Annotated in this window: 11 protein-coding genes and 4 tRNA genes; 6 read left to right on the top strand and 9 right to left on the bottom strand. The window is 59.5% G+C overall.

All coding sequences use genetic code 11. From position 1 onward, the window contains the following. The first annotated feature begins 90 nt into the window (after window positions 1-90). Together ahpC and ahpF are read left to right on the top strand one after the other, a co-directional pair. Window positions 91-654 (top strand): alkyl hydroperoxide reductase subunit C, encoded by a 564-nt coding sequence (gene ahpC / locus AC4BCN_RS00310; protein ID WP_092717461.1) that lies wholly within the window; start codon window positions 91-93, stop codon window positions 652-654. A 98-nt stretch (window positions 655-752) separates the two neighbouring features. Beyond that, window positions 753-2,348 (top strand): alkyl hydroperoxide reductase subunit F, encoded by a 1,596-nt coding sequence (gene ahpF, locus AC4BCN_RS00305; protein WP_490492302.1) that lies wholly within the window; start codon window positions 753-755, stop codon window positions 2,346-2,348. Window positions 2,349-2,416: 68 nt separating this feature from the next. Here ahpF and AC4BCN_RS00300 read toward each other — a convergent pair whose 3' ends face one another. The 6 genes from AC4BCN_RS00300 to AC4BCN_RS00275 all read right to left on the bottom strand — a co-directional run bounded on the left by AC4BCN_RS00300 (window position 2,417) and on the right by AC4BCN_RS00275 (window position 6,024). Further along, the gene (locus tag AC4BCN_RS00300) at window positions 2,417-2,755 is read right to left on the bottom strand and encodes a CzcE family metal-binding protein (RefSeq protein ID WP_490492301.1); all 339 of its coding nucleotides are present in this window, start codon (window positions 2,753-2,755) and stop codon (window positions 2,417-2,419) included. 361 nt (window positions 2,756-3,116) lie between these two features. After that, window positions 3,117-3,193 (bottom strand) — tRNA-Asp (locus AC4BCN_RS00295). A gap of 57 nt (window positions 3,194-3,250) precedes the next feature. After that, window positions 3,251-3,326 (bottom strand) — tRNA-Val (locus AC4BCN_RS00290). Window positions 3,327-3,543: 217 nt separating this feature from the next. Then, window positions 3,544-3,620: transfer RNA gene (locus AC4BCN_RS00285), tRNA-Asp, on the bottom strand. Window positions 3,621-3,674: 54 nt separating this feature from the next. Then, window positions 3,675-3,750 (bottom strand) — tRNA-Val (locus AC4BCN_RS00280). 99 nt (window positions 3,751-3,849) lie between these two features. Next, window positions 3,850-6,024, bottom strand: coding sequence for a S9 family peptidase (locus AC4BCN_RS00275; RefSeq protein ID WP_490492300.1), 2,175 nt, complete (start codon window positions 6,022-6,024; stop codon window positions 3,850-3,852). A 142-nt stretch (window positions 6,025-6,166) separates the two neighbouring features. On the opposite strand from AC4BCN_RS00275, the gene dinB reads away from it, so the two are divergent. Together dinB and AC4BCN_RS00265 are read left to right on the top strand one after the other, a co-directional pair. Next, window positions 6,167-7,351 (top strand): DNA polymerase IV, encoded by a 1,185-nt coding sequence (gene dinB / locus AC4BCN_RS00270; RefSeq protein WP_490492299.1) that lies wholly within the window; start codon window positions 6,167-6,169, stop codon window positions 7,349-7,351. 118 nt (window positions 7,352-7,469) lie between these two features. Further along, window positions 7,470-8,366: a recombination-associated protein RdgC gene (locus tag AC4BCN_RS00265; protein ID WP_034754435.1), complete on the top strand. Its 897-nt coding sequence runs from the start codon at window positions 7,470-7,472 to the stop codon at window positions 8,364-8,366. Window positions 8,367-8,499: 133 nt separating this feature from the next. On the opposite strand, the gene AC4BCN_RS00260 is transcribed toward AC4BCN_RS00265, so the two are convergent. Both AC4BCN_RS00260 and AC4BCN_RS00255 read right to left on the bottom strand, forming a co-directional pair. Next, the gene (locus AC4BCN_RS00260) at window positions 8,500-11,229 is read right to left on the bottom strand and encodes a TonB-dependent receptor (protein ID WP_490492298.1); all 2,730 of its coding nucleotides are present in this window, start codon (window positions 11,227-11,229) and stop codon (window positions 8,500-8,502) included. A 521-nt stretch (window positions 11,230-11,750) separates the two neighbouring features. Next, window positions 11,751-12,236, bottom strand: coding sequence for an asparaginase domain-containing protein (locus AC4BCN_RS00255; protein ID WP_034754431.1), 486 nt, complete (start codon window positions 12,234-12,236; stop codon window positions 11,751-11,753). 176 nt (window positions 12,237-12,412) lie between these two features. Between AC4BCN_RS00255 and AC4BCN_RS00250 the strand changes: the two genes are divergently transcribed. After that, complete coding sequence (locus AC4BCN_RS00250) at window positions 12,413-13,186, top strand: L-asparaginase (protein ID WP_230519488.1); 774 nt, start codon at window positions 12,413-12,415, stop codon at window positions 13,184-13,186. On the opposite strand, the gene AC4BCN_RS00245 is transcribed toward AC4BCN_RS00250, so the two are convergent. Continuing rightward, window positions 13,174-14,187: a D-2-hydroxyacid dehydrogenase family protein gene (locus AC4BCN_RS00245; protein ID WP_490492297.1), complete on the bottom strand. Its 1,014-nt coding sequence runs from the start codon at window positions 14,185-14,187 to the stop codon at window positions 13,174-13,176. The two genes, AC4BCN_RS00250 and AC4BCN_RS00245, sit on opposite strands and share 13 nt — an antisense overlap. Window positions 14,188-14,544: 357 nt before the next feature. Here AC4BCN_RS00245 and AC4BCN_RS00240 point away from each other — a divergent pair, with 357 nt between their 5' ends. Then, entirely contained in the window at window positions 14,545-16,416 is a 1,872-nt protein-coding gene (locus AC4BCN_RS00240) for a phosphoenolpyruvate carboxykinase (GTP) (RefSeq protein WP_490492296.1), read from the top strand. Window positions 16,417-16,600 lie beyond the last annotated feature (184 nt).

Here is a 16,600-nt window from a genome sequence, read left to right as displayed (position 1 = left end):
AATTGAAACTATTGTGACAATCAATTTTGCATATGGATTAAAACCCCTTACACTAGAGTCTTACTGATTCACCACACGAGAGGAAATGAAATGTCGCTGATCAATACCCAAGTTAAACCATTCAAGGCAACCGCATACCACAATGGCAAATTCGTCGATCTGACGGAAGCGTCGCTGAAAGGCAAGTGGTCGGTATTCGTCTTCTACCCAGCCGACTTCACCTTCGTTTGCCCAACCGAACTGGAAGATCTGGCCGATCACCACGCTGAATTCCAGAAGCTGGGCGTCGATGTCTACGGCATCTCGACCGATTCGCACTTCGCGCACAAAGCATGGCACGACACCTCGGACGCGATCAAGAAAGTGCAATACGCACTGATCGGCGACCCAACCGGCGCCCTGTCGCGCAATTTCGAAGTCATGATCGAAGAAGAAGGCATGGCACTGCGCGGTACCTTCGTCATCAATCCAGACGGCTTCATCAAAGTGCTGGAAGTGCATGACAACGGCATCGGCCGTGACGCATCGGAACTGTTGCGCAAAGTTAAGGCAGCTCAATACGTTGCCGCTCACCCAGGCGAAGTTTGCCCAGCCAAATGGACGGAAGGCGCAGCAACCCTGACCCCATCGCTGGACCTGGTTGGCAAGATCTAAGTCTCGATGCAACACGTAGCAAACAAGTAGTTACCGCGATGCCGGACCGGGCGTCCGGCCCGGCATTCGCCTAAATATTTGTAAAGGAAGAAAAAATCATGTTAGACGCAACCCTCAAAACCCAACTGAAATCCTACCTGGAAAAAGTGGTGTATCCGCTTGAGCTGGTCGCTTCTCTCGATGACAGCGCAAAAGCCCGCGAGATGAAGGAATTGCTCCAGGAGATAGTCCTGTTGAGCGACAAGATCACGCTGGTCGAGCGCCTTGACGCTGGCGTACGGGCCCCGTCGTTCAGCATCAACCGTGCAGGCTCCGACATCGGCGTGCGTTTCGCTGGCGTGCCGCTGGGCCACGAATTTACCTCCCTGGTGCTGGCGCTGCTGCAAGTGGGCGGCCACACCATCAAGTTCGACGAGGCCGTGATCGAGCAGATCCGCAACCTCGACGGCGATTACGAGTTTGAAACGTTTATTTCGCTCTCCTGCCATAACTGCCCGGAAGTGGTGCAGGCCTTGAATGCGATGGCGGTGATCAACCCGCGCATCAAGGTCACCACCATCGATGGCGGCGTGTTCCCGAAAGAAGTGGAAGAGCGGCAAATCATGGCCGTGCCGATGATGTTCCTCAATGGCGAACATTTTGGCCAGGGCCGCACGAATGTCGAGGAAATCCTCGCCAAGCTCGACACTAACGCCGGCGCCCGCCAGGCCGAAGCGCTGAGCAAGAAAGACGTGTTTGATGTGTTGATCGTCGGCGGCGGCCCTGCCGGCGCGGCAGCGGCCATCTACGCTGCCCGCAAAGGCATCAAGACGGGCGTGCTGGCCGAGCGTTTCGGCGGCCAGGTGCTCGACACCCTTGCCATCGAAAACTTTATTTCGGTCAAGGAAACGGATGGTCCGAAGTTCGCCATGGCGCTGGAACAGCACGTCAAGGAATACGAAGTCGACATCATGAACACCCAGCGCGCCGCGAAACTGACGCCGGGCAAATTGGTGCAGATCGAGACGGCCAATGGCGCCGTGTTGAAAGCCAAGACCGTCATCCTCGCCACCGGTGCCCGCTGGCGCGAAATCAACGTGCCGGGCGAGAAGGAATACCGCAACCACGGTGTCGCCTACTGCCCGCATTGCGATGGCCCGCTGTTCAAGGGCAAGCGCGTGGCTGTGATTGGCGGCGGCAACTCGGGCGTGGAAGCGGCGATCGACCTGGCCGGTCTCGTGAAACACGTGACCCTGATCGAGTTCGGCGCGGAATTGCGCGCCGATGCGGTGCTGCAACGCAAGCTGCACAGCCTGCCGAACGTGACCGTGATCACGTCGGCGCAAACGACCGAGATCCACGGCGACGGCAAGATCGTCAATGGCCTGAGCTACACGGACCGCGTCAGCGGCGAGTCGAAAAAGGTCGAGCTGGAAGGCGTCTTCGTGCAAATCGGCCTGGTGCCGAACACGGAGTGGCTCAAAGGCACTGTGGCGCTGTCGCGCCACGGCGAAATCGAAGTCGATGCCCGCGGCCAGACCTCGATCCCCGGCGTGTTTGCGGCAGGCGACGTCACCACGGTGCCGTACAAGCAGATCATCATCGCCACCGGCGAAGGCGCCAAGGCAGCTTTGTCCGCCTTTGACCACCTGATCCGCTCGGACGACGAGGAAGTGGTGGAAGAGTCCGCATCGAAAGAAGCATTGACGGCGTAAATCTTTACGCTGCAAAAAAACCGGAACGGCCGCGAGGTGGTTCCGGTTTTTTTATGCGTAGAAGAAACTTAGCTGCCCGCGTACTGGGGATTGGCAGCCACATACACTTGCACGCCGTCGACGGGCATGTCCTTCGGCGCGATGTCTGCCAGGGCGAAGACGGTCTTGTTGCTGAAGGTTTGCACGTGCCAGGTAAAACGCTGGCCGGCGCGCGCGATGGTGACGGTTTCGCCGCGCGTGACGTTGATGTGGCGGGTGTCGGGCTGCAGCTCGATGCTGCGCTGGGCGGCGGTGTGCGGGGCGCTGCTGCCATAGTCGGCGGCCGTGCCCGTGGGACCGGCGGCGATGGCCGAGGCGGCAAGGACGGCGCACAAAATCGCCAGGGCGCTGCGGTGGGTGTTCAACATAATTTCTCCAAGAATAAGCTTGGCGCAGCGAGTAGCCGCGCCATATTGTCGTTGTGGCTGCACCGGGATCGCCGGTTTTTGCAACACGGCATCCTAAGCGTTTCTTGTCGGATCTGCAAAGGCCTATTTCACAATTGCATGGTCGCCGCTAGGGGCACGTCCAAGGCCAGGGCCAAATGGCTGGTCAGCTACGATGCCAGGCTGGGGCAAATTGCAGCAAAGCATGATGGGCCAGAGGACGAGGTAGGGAGAAAAGCTGCGGGGCAGGGGCAGAATCGGGGTAGCGCTGATTCTAGAGCATTTGCGGTCCCACAATGGGAAAAGCCCTTCGGTTCAGAGAACCAAAGGGCTTTTCTTTTATTGGCGGAGCGGACGGGACTCGAACCCGCGACCCCCGACGTGACAGGCCGGTATTCTAACCAACTGAACTACCACTCCAAGCTCGTATGATCTGTGTTGCTGATCCATGAAGCACTGGATAATTTTCTGTATTGGTGGTGGGTGCTGAGAGGCTCGAACTCCCGACCTACGCCTTGTAAGGGCGCCGCTCTACCAACTGAGCTAAGCACCCGCATACCCAGAAAACTATCCCGACGTTTGTCACCACGTCTGGAAGAGGCACTATTATAGGGGGCGCTTTCGTGCTTGTGCAACTATTCTTGAAGGTGAACAGCAGTTTTTTTGCTGAAAAGCGCAAAAATAGTCAGGGAAGGGGGGGGCGACGTGTTTTCTGCTTCTGAAATGGGAAAAGCCCTTCGGTTCAGAGAACCAAAGGGCTTTTCTTTTATTGGCGGAGCGGACGGGACTCGAACCCGCGACCCCCGACGTGACAGGCCGGTATTCTAACCAACTGAACTACCACTCCAAGCTCGTATGATCTGTATTGCTGATCCATGAAGCACTGGACAGTTTTCTGATTTGGTGGGTGCTGAGAGGCTCGAACTCCCGACCTACGCCTTGTAAGGGCGCCGCTCTACCAACTGAGCTAAGCACCCGTTGCTTGTCTCAGAAAACTATCCCGACGTTTGTCACCACGTCTGGAAGAGGCGCTATTATAGGACGGACAAAATCCTTCTGCAAGCGCTTTTTTCACTTTACTCTGTAATACCCCACTGCGACAGCATCCACGCCATATTGAATGCGTTTTCGGCGATGGCGTTATAGCGGCCCGAAGCGCCGCCGTGGCCGGCGCCCATATTCGTTTTCAGCAGCAGGGGATTGCCGTCCGTCTTGTACGCGCGCAGCTTGGCCACGTATTTCGCCGGTTCCCAGTACATGACCTGGCTGTCGTTCAGGCCCGTCGTCACCAGCATGGCCGGGTAATTCTTGCGCGCAATGTTGTCGTAAGGCGAGTAGCTGAGCATGTAGTCGTAGGCCGCCTTCTGGTTCGGGTCACCCCATTCCAGGTATTCGCCCGTCGTCAGCGGCAGGCTGGCGTCCATCATGGTGTTCATCACGTCGACGAAGGGCACGGCCGCGTGCACGGCGTGGAACAGCTCGGGGCGCATGTTGACGACGGCGCCCATCAAGAGGCCGCCGGCGCTGCCGCCCTGAATGATCAGGCGGTTCGGGCTCGTCCATTTTTCGCGCACCAGGTAGTCGGCGCTGTCGATGAAGTCATTGAAGGTGTTTTTCTTCTTCATCAGCATGCCGTCTTCATGCCAGGCTTCGCCCATGTCGGTGCCGCCGCGGATATGCGCCTGCGCATAGATGACACCGCGTTCCAGCAGGCTGATGCGGCTGATGGCAAAACTGGCTTCCGTGGAAATGCCATACGAGCCATACGAGTACAGCAGCAGCGGCGCGGAACCGTCGAGCTTGACGCCTTTCTTGTAGACGACCCACAGCGGTACTTGCACGCCATCGCGCGCTGTCACCCACAGGCGCTGCGTCGTGTAGCGGCTGCCGTCAAAGCCGCCGACGATTTCCTGCTGCTTGAGCACTGTGCGCTTGCCGTCTTGCATGCCGACGTCGATGACGGTGGGCGGTGTGACGGGCGACTGGTAGGACATGCGAAATTGTGTGGCGGAAAACTCCGGCGTACCGGCCGCCGTGGCCAGGTAGACGGGGTCGTCGAACTGCACCGTCTTCCAGTTATGCCGCGCGAAATCATGGATGCGGGCGCGGTTCAGGGCACGGGCCTTTTCCATCACCACCAGGTAGCCTTGGAAGACGTCGATGGACTGGATCACGGCGTCCTTGTTGTGCGGCACGACGCTCTTCCAGTTCTTCGGCTGCGGGGCGGTCACCGGCGCGCTGACGACGCGGAAATTCTTCGCCTCCTTGTTGGTCAGAATATACAGCTGGCCGTCGCGGTGTTCGATGCCGTAGCGGTGGCCTTTTTCCCGTTTCAGCACGGACTGGAAACTGCCTTCCGGCTTGCTCGTTGGCAGCAGCAGCACTTCGCTCGTATCCGTGCTGCGTGCAGTGAGCATGAAATAACGATGGTCGCGCGTGCGGCTCACGCCGATGGCGAACTGTTCCACTGGCTCGTGGTAGACCTGCTGCAAGGTGCCGCCCAAGGCCAGGCGGAACAAGCGGTCCGCGCGCTTGGTGGTGGCGTCTTCCTGCGTCAGCATCAGGGTGGCATTGTCCGCCGCCCAGGCCAGGGACGTGACTCTAGGCATGGTATCGCCCAGCAGCTTGCCCGTCTTCAAATCCTTGACATGCAGTTCGTACTGGCGGAAACCCGTCGTGTCGGTAGTGTAGGCCAGCAACTGTTCATTCGGGCTGATGCTAAATGCGCGCACGGCAAAGAATTTGTGGCCTTCGGCCAATTGATTCTGGTCCAGCAAGATTTCTTCAAGCGCCTGCGCATCGTAGGCGCCGTTCTTGCCGACAGGACGGCGGCAGTGAATCGGGTATTGCTTGCCCGCTTCCGTGCGCGTGTAATAGTAGAAATTGCCCTGGCGCGCGGGAACGGACAAGTCCACTTCCTGCATGCGCCCCTTGACTTCCGCAGTCACCTTGTCGGCCAGCGGCTGGATCGGGGCCGTGACGGCGGCCGTGTAGGCATTTTCCGCATTCAGGTAATCGATCACGGCAGGATCGCTCTTCTTTTGCAGCCAGCGGTAGTCGTCCGTGACGACTGTGCCGTGGCGCGTTTCCTGCCAGGCCGTCTTGGCGGCGACGGGCGGCGGCATGGTAGCGACGGTAGCGGTGGCGGCGTCGGCGGCCAGCGCGGATGGCGCCAGCGAGGAAAGCAGCAGGGCCGGCAGGATGGATAACCAGGCGGACCGGCGGCGCGCAGCGTGATGGGCGATAGACAAGGCGACTCCTTTGAATAGTTGTGTCAGGATTGTAATCTTGCTATTGGGAAAAGCAACCGCCTTGCGCGTGCGTTTCAACTTGCGTCCACGGGCATTTCCAGCGATACTGTATATAACTACAGTATCCCGCCGCGAGGTGTCCTTGACCACATCTGCCTCCCCCCTTCCCGAGCCACCCGCCGCCCGTCGCTGGATTGCCCATCTGGACATGGATGCCTTCTTTGCCTCCGTCGAACTGTTGAAATATCCGGAACTGCGTGGCGAAGCCGTCGTCATCGGCGGCGGGCGCTTGCAGCAGCCCGTGCTGCAGGAAGACGGCACGCGGCAGTTTGCGCGCATGCGCGATTACGTGGGGCGCGGCGTCGTTACCACGTCGACCTATGCGGCGCGCGTGTTCGGCGTGTTTTCCGCCATGGGCATCATGAAGGCGGCCAAGCTGGCGCCCGACAGCATCCTGCTGCCGGCCGATTTCGAAGCCTACCGCGAGTATTCGGCCCGCTTCAAGCAGGCCGTGGCCCAGTTGTGCCCCATCATCCAGAACGTGGGCATCGATGAAATCTATATCGATCTCACCGAATACGGCGAGCAGGCGCCGGCCATGGCGGCGCGCCTGAAGGCGGCCGTGTCCGAGGCGACGGGCCTGTCGTGCTCGATCGGTCTGGCACCCAACAAATTGCTGGCGAAAATCTGTTCCGACCTGGAAAAACCGGACGGCCTGACCATCCTGAACCCGGAGGATATTGAAACGCGCGTGTGGCCCTTGCCGGCGAAAAAGATCAACGGCATCGGTCCGAAAGCGACGGCCAAGCTGGAAGCGCTGGGCATTGTCACCATCGGCGAGCTGGCCCGGGCCGACATGGCCATGCTGCGCACGCAGTTCGGCGACCTGTACACGGGCTGGCTGCGCCAGGCGGCATTGGGCATCGATGACCGGCCTGTGCAGACGAGCCGGGAAACCAAGTCCGTCAGCCGCGAAACGACGTTCGAGCGCGACTTGCAGGTGGTGCGCGACCGCGCCACCCTGTCGGAAAAGCTGGAAAGCCTGTGCACGCGCGTAGCGGGCGACCTCGATAAACAATCGCTGGCGGGGCGCACGGTGGGCATCAAGCTGCGCTTCGAGGATTTCAGCACCGTCACGCGCGACATCACCCTGCCCAGCGCCACGGCGGATGCTGCCGCCATCCTGCGCGCCAGCCGCGATTGCTTGCGGCGCGTGCCATTTGACAAGAAAATCCGCCTGCTGGGCGTGCGCATCTCGACCTTGTCCGACCCGGCCCTCGTGACGCGGCAGGCGCCGGCCCAGGCGGAGCTGTTTCCCGCCCTGTAGCGGCTTTCCCCACGCAGCAACAACACCGCGCCAGTCCGCGCTTTTGACGGCATTCCCGTGTCGAAAGTGTAGAATGGCGTTCCCCTGGCACTACTGAAACAAACGGAAGACAAAAACTATGTGGTTCAAGAATCTTCAGATTTACCGCCTGCCCGCACCGTGGGCTTACACGCCAGAACAACTGGAAGAGGCGCTGTCCTCGAACAAATTTACGCCGGCGACCAGCATGGATCTGATGCGCCAGGGCTGGGATACGCCACGCCCGAATGGCGGCCTGGTCCACGTGGTCAACAAACAGATGCTGATCTTGCTGGGCACGGAAAAGAAACTGCTGCCGGCGACCGTCATCAATCAGGTGGCCAAGGCCCGCGCTGCCGAGATGGAAGAAGCGCAAGGTTTTGCGCCTGGTAAAAAGGCCATGAAGGAATTGAAGGAACGCGTGGCCGACGAACTGCTGCCGCGCGCCTTCAGCATCCGCAGCAACGTCTGGACGTGGATCGACCCCGTCAATGGCTGGCTGGTGGTCGATGCCGCCAGCCCGGCGAAAGCCGATGAAGTCATCAAGCTGTTGTTGAAAGCCGTCGACAAACTGCCGCTGGAAAGCCTGCGCGTGCAGCGCTCGCCCGTGGCGGTGATGACGGAATGGCTGCAGGCGGACGATGCGCCTGCCGGCTTCACGGTCGACATGGATACGGAATTGCGCGCCACGGGCGAGAGCAAGGCCACCGTGCGCTACGTGCGCCACACCTTGGAAGCGGACGACGTGCGCCGCCACATCGCGGCCGGCAAGCAGTGCACGCGTCTGGCCATGACGTGGAACGACAAGATCTCGTTCGTGCTGACGGAGTCGCTGGCCATCAAGAGCGTCAAGCCGCTTGACGTGATCAAGGAAACGGAATCGAGCACGAAGAACGACGAAGAGCGTTTCGACGGCGACGTGATGCTGATGACGGGCGAGCTCTCCAAGCTGATGGCCGACGTGGTCGAAGCCCTGGGCGGCGAAGCGACGGCGTAACAGCAGTCCTGCCGGTACAAAAAAGGAGCTGCGGCTCCTTTTTTTCGTCTGCGCAATATGTTTCGGCATAAAAAAAGCGCCTTGCACGGTGAAGTGCAAGGCGCTTTCAGACATGCTAATTCAAAACGTCACATTAGAACTTGTAGTTGCCGGTGACGTAGAACGAACGCATCATTGGATCGGCGTAGCGTGGGTCGAAACCGATCTGGTGGCCCGACGAAGCGCGCAGCGACAGCGGTGGTGCACGGTCGAACAGGTTTTTGATGCCTGCGCGGATCGTGGTTTGCTTGTCAAAGGCGAAACGTGCTTGCCAGTCGAACGTCGTGTACGACGGTACTTGCAGACGGAAACCCTTCACTTCTTTCTGGGCTGCCACGTCGTACACGGTAGCGGCTGCATCGGTGTAGCCGTTACGGTAGTTGACCGTTACCGTGTTGCTCAGGCGGCCTGTGTCCAGGGTCGTCGTCAGCTTCATCAGGTTGCGGAACGTGACTTCGTTGGTGTCGCCGAAGAAGTTCATGTTGCTGGTGTAGATATTGTCGCTACCTGCTTTGGTGTAGTTAGCGTGCAACATGTGCGTACCGCTCAATTGGGCGGTCAGCTTACCGAAGGAAAACTTGTGGTTGGCCGACAGATCCCAGTCGATACCACGGTATTCCTTCTTGCCGATGTTGACCGACAGTTTCTTGAACGCATAGTAAGCGATACCGGTCGATGGCTCGATGTATTTGTCGAAGCTCGACGCATACTTGACCGGATCGGCAAATGCCTGCTCTTCGGAGACTTCCGACACGGCATTGCGCAGCTTCACATCCCACAGGTCGGCGCCGAACGAGAAGGCCGCGCTAGGCTCGACACGGAAGCCCAAGGTGAACTGCTTCGACTTTTCCGATTGCAGATCCGGATTGCCTTGCGATACCGCATTGTATTGCGTTGCTTCCGCGCGGCACAGTGCGTTGCCTGGGTATGGGCAGTCAAATTTCTTGGCGGTAAAGCCTGCATTGACCAGTGGCTGAGCAATTTCCAGCATGCTTGGCGCCTTGAAACCCGTGCCGTAGGAACCGCGGATCAACACGGTCTGTACCGGCTGCCAGCGTGCCGATACCTTGTAGGTATTGGCGCTGTCTTTTTTGCCGACAGTTTTGTTGTTCAGCTTGTCATCGATCGCCTTGACGGCATCGTGACGGCCGCCAACGGTCATTTCGAACGACTTGGTCAGCGGAGCCAGCAACTCGACGAACGCGCCGTAGGTGTCGCGGCTCATGTCGTATGCGGCCTTGGTGTTGAAGTTGTAGATATCGTCGCCGGTGGCATTGCTGCCTGGCGATTGCTCATAGGTATAGGTGCGGTAGTCGCCGCCGATACCGAGGCTGGCTTTGCCGCCTGGCAGGCTGAACAGTTCACGCGAGCCGTGCGTGTCGACGCCGCGCATCGTGGTCGATGCGGTACGCACGGAGCCAACGAACTGCGCGCCAGCGACTTGCGCTTGCACCGATGGTTTTTGCGTCGCTGCAAACGGGTTGAAGTCCGGATTGGCGAGGATGTTCTTGAACTCCTGGCTCTTCTGGTAACCGCCCGTGTAGCGCTCGTCGATCGAGTTTTGCGACCAGGTCAGGCCGCTTTCGAAGTTCCATGCGCCCAGTTCGCCCTCCACACCAACGACCATGTGTTTGGTTTCGGTGATGGTGTTGCTGGCGCGCAGGCCGAAGTCGGTGCTGCGGTAGTTTGCCGTCACCGATTTGACGTCGGCGCGTTGCGCTGGCGTCAGGTATGGCGATACATAGGTGTTGTACAGCGCGCTGTCCTTGGCGATCGCAATCGGGATCGGATTGGCGGCGATACGCGCCGTCAGGTCGTAGCGCGAGTAAGCCAGTTCGGCGAAGGCGTTCAGGTTGTCGTTCAGCTTGTACGTTGCTTTGGAGAACAGGCTGTCACGCTTCGATTGCGGCACGATTTCCACGGTGGAACCCGTATCGAAGCCACAAGCGCGTGCATTGGCGGTGGTCTTCGAAGACTCGTCAGGGCACTTGCCATTTTGAGCCAGGTAAGGCGAAAACGCGGTCGATGTAGCACCGCTCTTGTAGGCCACGGTGGCGCCTGCTGGCGAACCCGAGGTGCTGGTGCGATCCCAGGTGTAGTTCTTGCCGTTGCGGCTGAATGGCACGAAGGAGGTAGCGGCGAAATCGCGGTCGGTGGCGCGCAGTTTCGATTGCTCGTCGTGGCGGTACGACAGCAGCACGTTGAAGCGGTCTTCGTCCAGGTCACCAAAACCGTAGGTGACGCTGGTATTCCAGGCGTTGCCGCCTTTGTCTTCCGGACCGCCGTAGGTGGCTTCCAGAGTGGCGCCTTGCTGGTTCTTCTTCAGGATGAAGTTCAGTACGCCGGCAATGGCGTCCGAGCCGTACAGTGCCGAAGCGCCGTCGGTCAGGATTTCGACGCGCTCAACAGCGCTCATCGGAATGGCGTTCAGGTTGACCGTGGTGCCGGAACCTTGTGGCGCGATGCGGCGGCCGTTCAGCAGTACCAGGGTGTAGGACTCGCCGATACCGTGCAGCGATGCACTGGTATTGCCGCCCGAGTCGGAGCCGGCAGCAACTGCGCCGATGGTGAAGCCTTGCATGGCTGGCAGGGCCTGGATCAGGTCGGCTACCGAAGTGGCGCCCGATTTGGCGATCGCTTCTTGCGACAGGCGCTGCACAGGCAAAGCGCCTTCGACAGCGATACGCTTGATACTCGAACCGGTAATTTCAACTTTTTGGATTGCTTCGTCCGCCATGGATTGGCCGGAGAACAAGACGCTACCTGCCAGTACGGTCAGGGCCAGACGTACGCTGCGTACGCCAATTTTTTCTTTAAATGCCATTGTAACAATTACTCCGTAGTAGTTTTAATAACGACAAGCGGCACACGAGCACCGATATAGCCATCGGGTAGATGGTCTGCGGTGCTCGTGTACGGTAGGCGGAACCACGTCGGTGGGAGGTGGAAGACTACTTAGCGCAATATTGTTATAAATGCACTTTTAACTTGTCGAGGCAAACATTATGTCGTCTCAGCAAGAAAAAATGCACCTCAACCGTGTCGGATTTGGCAATAAATTCGAGATACTGAAGAATATTTGATTTAAATGTTAAATATAGATTTAATATTTATAAATATATACATTTTTAAAAATGATCGATGGCGTTTTTTTGCAACATAAAATTACTGTATTGGCAATTTGATGTTTTGCCAGCAATAATTAGATGAAAAAGGTTGTATTGCAGAATTTATGCAAAGTGAAAAAATGTAAAAAAGCCCGCTGAAAGCGGGCTGGCCGAATTGTGACAGAGTGTCAGTCAGAGCGTTGGCCGCTCGGCTTTTGCGCCCCGTCCCGCCATCGGCTTACAAGGGCTGGAACACGCCGGCGGCGCGGTTCTTTTGCACATTGTCCCAGGCGAAGATCTGGCCATTCATGGCCACGTACACGCCGGCTGGCAAGGTTTGCGCCACGCCGCAGGCAAAGCCCAGGTTGAACAGGGCATCGGAGTTGTCGATTTCGTAGGGAATCATGGCGCCCGTCAAAATCACCGTTTGCTGCAGGTTCGCCGCGCCCAGCACTTGCGCCGTTTCGCGCATGGTGTCGGTGCCGTGGATGATGACGATGGCTTTCTCGTGCGCCGCGCGGCACGAGGCCAGCACGCGCTGGCGGTCCGCATCCTGCATGTCGAGCGAGTCGAGCAGTGGCAATTGCTCCAGCGCCACGGGCGCCGTCATGCGCGCGCGGGCAATCGCTGCCGGCAAATGACTGTCGGAAAAGCCCAAGGTGCCGTTCAATTCGTTGTAGTGCTTGTCGAAAGTGCCGCCGGTGGCGAGTATGCGCAATGTCATGATGTGGTCACGATGTCAGTGGAGAATGACGCGCATGATAGCGTGGATTGATGCACTTGCGTCAGAGGGGCTATAGATGGGACAGCGTGAATGGCGCCTGCGCTTGCGACGCATCTGGAAAATTTGGCCATCTGTGAGTACACTGGTTTCTTTGTTTGCCTGCCCCCCGACTCCGTATGAAAGCGCTCGCTCCCGGCACCGTCATTTTTCACCGCCACCGCGGTTACGGGGTGATCACGTCCGTCAATCTGCTGACGGGCTGGATCGCCGCCCGTTTCGGCAGCGAAGCGCGGACCCTGGACCTGAACCTGTCGACCGACGACGTGCAGTTCGCCGATGGCGAAGCGATCCTGTTTCGCCGCGCGCCGCCGGACCGCATGCCGCACGCGCGCCTGATGGCCATGGTGCGCGAACTGCACCAGGCAGGCTATCAAAAACTGTATCTGTATTCCTGGCCCAAGCCGTCCGGCCTGCACTGGCGCTGGCATTTGTTTACGGGGCCGCGCGACTGGATGCAGCGGCCCTGGCGCGAAGGCTGGTATGGCTCGGGTGCCGATTACAACGTCAACCCCGTGATGGGCTGGGGTGATTCCCCGGGCGCCACCACTGGCGAGCTGATCGATGCCCTGGCCCGTTTCGACCCGCAGGGGCTGGCGCAGGCGCTGGGCCGCGACGACGACCATAGCGAGTGGTTTGGCCGCGTCTGCGACGCTTTATTGCCCAATTACATGTATAGCCTGGACATGCAGCGCACCGCAGGCGAGCCGCTGCAAGACATGCCGCCCGTACCGGTCGTGGCCGTGCGCGCCGGCGTGGCGCCATATGCAGGCCCTCAGATCGCCTGGCCGCCCGGCTGGGCCGGGCTGTGGCGCGGCCGGCACGTGCTGCCAGCGCCCGCCATTCGCATCACGGGCGAGCCGGATCTGTTGAAAGGCTTTCAGCGCTCCTGAGGGACTTGCCGCGCGTGCTGCAACACTTCGGGATTGAGTAGGCGCGTGCATTGACCCTGCGCAAAATCGACGATGTTTTGCAAGGCGTAGCGGAAATACAGTTCATAGCTGTCACGCTCGACGTAGCCCAGGTGGGGCGTGGCCAGCACGTTTGGCAACCGCAGTAGTGGCGAGCCTGGCGGCAGCGGCTCGTCCGTAAACACGTCCAGCGCGGCGGCGCCCGGGCGCCCCTGCGGCAGGGCCGCTTCCAGCGCGCCATCGGCCACCAGCTCGGCGCGGCTGGTGTTGACGAACAGGGAAGCCGGCTTCATGCGTGCCAGGTCCTCGGCCGTTACCAGTCCCCGCGTCTTGTCGGACAGGCGCAGGTGCAGGCTCAGCACGTCAGCCTGCTCGAAGAAGGCCTCGCGCGACTCTGCCGCCGTATCGCCGGCCGCCACGGCCGCCGCGCGGCTCGCTTCGCTGCCCCACACGAGGATGCTCATGCCGAAGGCGCGGCCATAGCCGGCAATCAATTGCCCGATCTTGCCGTAACCCCAGATCGCCAGGGTGCGCCCTTTCAATACCGTACCGAGCGTGTTGCGCGCCGGTTCCAGCGACGACGTCTGCCACAGCCCCTCTTGCAAATGCTGCGCGTACGGCACGATCTTGCGCTGCGCCGCCATGATCAGCGCCCACGTCAGTTCGGCTGGCGCCGTAGGCGAGCCGATGCCTTCCGCAATGGCGATGCCCAGCTCGGTGGCGGCCGCCACATCGATGTGGCCGCTGACCTTGCCCGTTTGCGAAATCAGTTTCAGATTCGGCAGTTTCGACAGCAAGGCCCGGTTGAAACTGCTGCGTTCGCGGATCAGTACCAGCGCGTCGAACGGCGCCAGGCGGATCGCCAGCTGGCCCAGGCCACGCGCCGTATTGCTGAACACTTTGACCTCGTGGCCGTCGAGCAACTGGAAACAATCGAGGCCGCGCACGGCATCCTGGTAATCATCAAGTATGGCAATTTTCATGGTGGATGGCCGATTTTAGTGAGGATTTGGTAGGGAAATAACAGGATACGGGAAATGCTGAATAGCCTACTACATTAGTCAAGCTATTCTCCTACATTTTTGCGAGAATAGCTGTTATGCGGGTGTACAATCGCCGGCACTTTTGCAGCTTCCTGATTATAGTGATAGCGCAAACTGTTCCTGCAGCCCGGGAGCATGATCCAGGTAAATGCCGCCGGCGCGAGCGCCGCGGCGGACACGACACCAGAGCCCTGCCCGCGTGAACACGTCGCCCGCAGTGAGCCGCAGCCACCTCTCAACGATGCTGCCTGTCTTGCCGGAACGACCAGAATTTCTTTTATTGGTATTGGAGGTAATATGAATCAGCCCGTCATGGGTGGCGTCGCCGCACTCAACGTTCCAGCTTATATTAAACAACAGAAACTGATCAACTGGGTGGCCGACATTGCCGCGCTCACCAAGCCAGACCGCATTTACTGGTGCGATGGTTCGCAAGAAGAGTACGAGCGCCTGTGCGCCGAAATGGTTGCCAGCGGCACCATGAAAAAGCTCAATGCCGACAAGCGCCCGAATTCCTACCTGGCCTGCTCCGACCCGAGCGACGTGGCCCGTGTCGAAGACCGCACGTATATCTGCTCGGCAACGAAGGAAGCGGCCGGTCCGACGAATAACTGGACCGAGCCTGGCGAAATGCGCCACACCCTGAACGGCCTGTTCGATGGCTGCATGCGCGGCCGCACCATGTACGTCGTGCCATTCTCGATGGGCCCGCTGGGCTCGCCAATCGCGCACATCGGCGTGGAACTGTCCGACTCGCCTTACGTCGCCGTCAACATGAAGATCATGACCCGCATGGGCCGTGCCGTGTACGACGTGCTGGGTACCGATGGCGCATTCGTTCCATGCGTGCACAGCGTGGGCGCACCGCTGGCTGCCGGCCAGGCCGACGTGAAATGGCCGTGCAATAGCACCAAGTACATCGTGCATTTCCCGGAAACGCGTGAAATCTGGTCCTTCGGTTCCGGCTATGGCGGCAACGCCTTGCTGGGCAAGAAATGTTTCGCCCTGCGCATCGCCTCGAACATGGGTTACCAGGAAGCACAAGCATCGGACGACAACCCGGGCTGGCTGGCCGAACACATGCTGATCCTCGGCGTGGAATCGCCGGAAGGCAATAAGCACTATGTGGCGGCAGCGTTCCCATCGGCTTGCGGCAAGACCAACTTCGCCATGCTGATCCCGCCGGCAAGTTTTAACGGCTGGAAAGTGACCACCATCGGCGACGATATCGCGTGGATCAAGCCAGGTGCCGATGGCCGTCTGTACGCGATCAACCCGGAAGCGGGCTACTTCGGCGTGGCGCCGGGCACCAACGAAAAAACCAATTACAACTGCATGGCGTCCATGCGCGACAACACGATTTTCACCAACGTGGCGCTGACGGACGATGGCGATGTCTGGTGGGAAGGTTTGACCAAGGAAGCGCCTAGCCATTTGATCGACTGGCAGGGCAAGGACTGGACGCCAGCGTCCGGCACCAAGGCGGCGCACCCGAACGCCCGCTTCACGGTGGCGGCGACGCAAAACCCGGTCATTGATGCTGCGTGGGACGATCCGGCCGGCGTGCCGATCTCGGCCTTCATCTTCGGCGGCCGCCGCTCGACCACCGTGCCGCTCGTTACCGAAGCGCGCAACTGGGTCGAAGGCGTCTACATGGCCGCCACCATGGGCTCGGAAACGACGGCCGCTGCCGTGGGCCAGATGGGCGTCGTGCGCCGCGATCCATTTGCCATGTTGCCATTTATCGGCTATAACATGAGCGATTACTTCCAGCACTGGCTGGACATGGGCGTCAAGGTGGGCAAAGTCAACCCGGCCGCCCTGCCGAAGATCTATTGCGTCAACTGGTTCCGTACGGACGAGGCTGGCAAGTTCGTCTGGCCTGGCTTTGGCGACAACATGCGCGTGCTCAAATGGATGCTGGACCGTATCGAAGGCAAGGCCGGCGGCGTGGAAAATCTGTTCGGCACGACGCCGCAGTATGGCGACCTGAACTGGGATGGCTTGCCATTCACGCAAGAACAGTTCGACACCATCACCTCGATCGACAAGGCCGCGTGGGTGGAAGAATTGAAATTGCATACGGAGTTGTTTGAAAAACTCGCGTATCATCTGCCGCAGGAATTGGCAGACAACAAGGCTGCGCTGGAAAAGCGGCTGAGTGCGTAATTAAGTTAGCGTAAAGCGGCATCTGACAAGCGTAGCGAGCGGCAGTGATTTATGGCTAAGAAGCGCAACCGTGCTGAAGCACGGTGAGCATCGCAGGCTGCAAAGCGCGCCGCGCAGTAGCTTCTCAGGTGTTGAGAGTTGTAGTGGGGGAGAAACACGCCGGCAAAGACTGGCGTGCGATAAA

This window comes from Janthinobacterium sp. Bl 1, from assembly GCF_058215535.1.
Note: the sequence above shows the minus strand (reverse complement) of the source record. Positions and strands in the feature narration are given on the sequence as shown.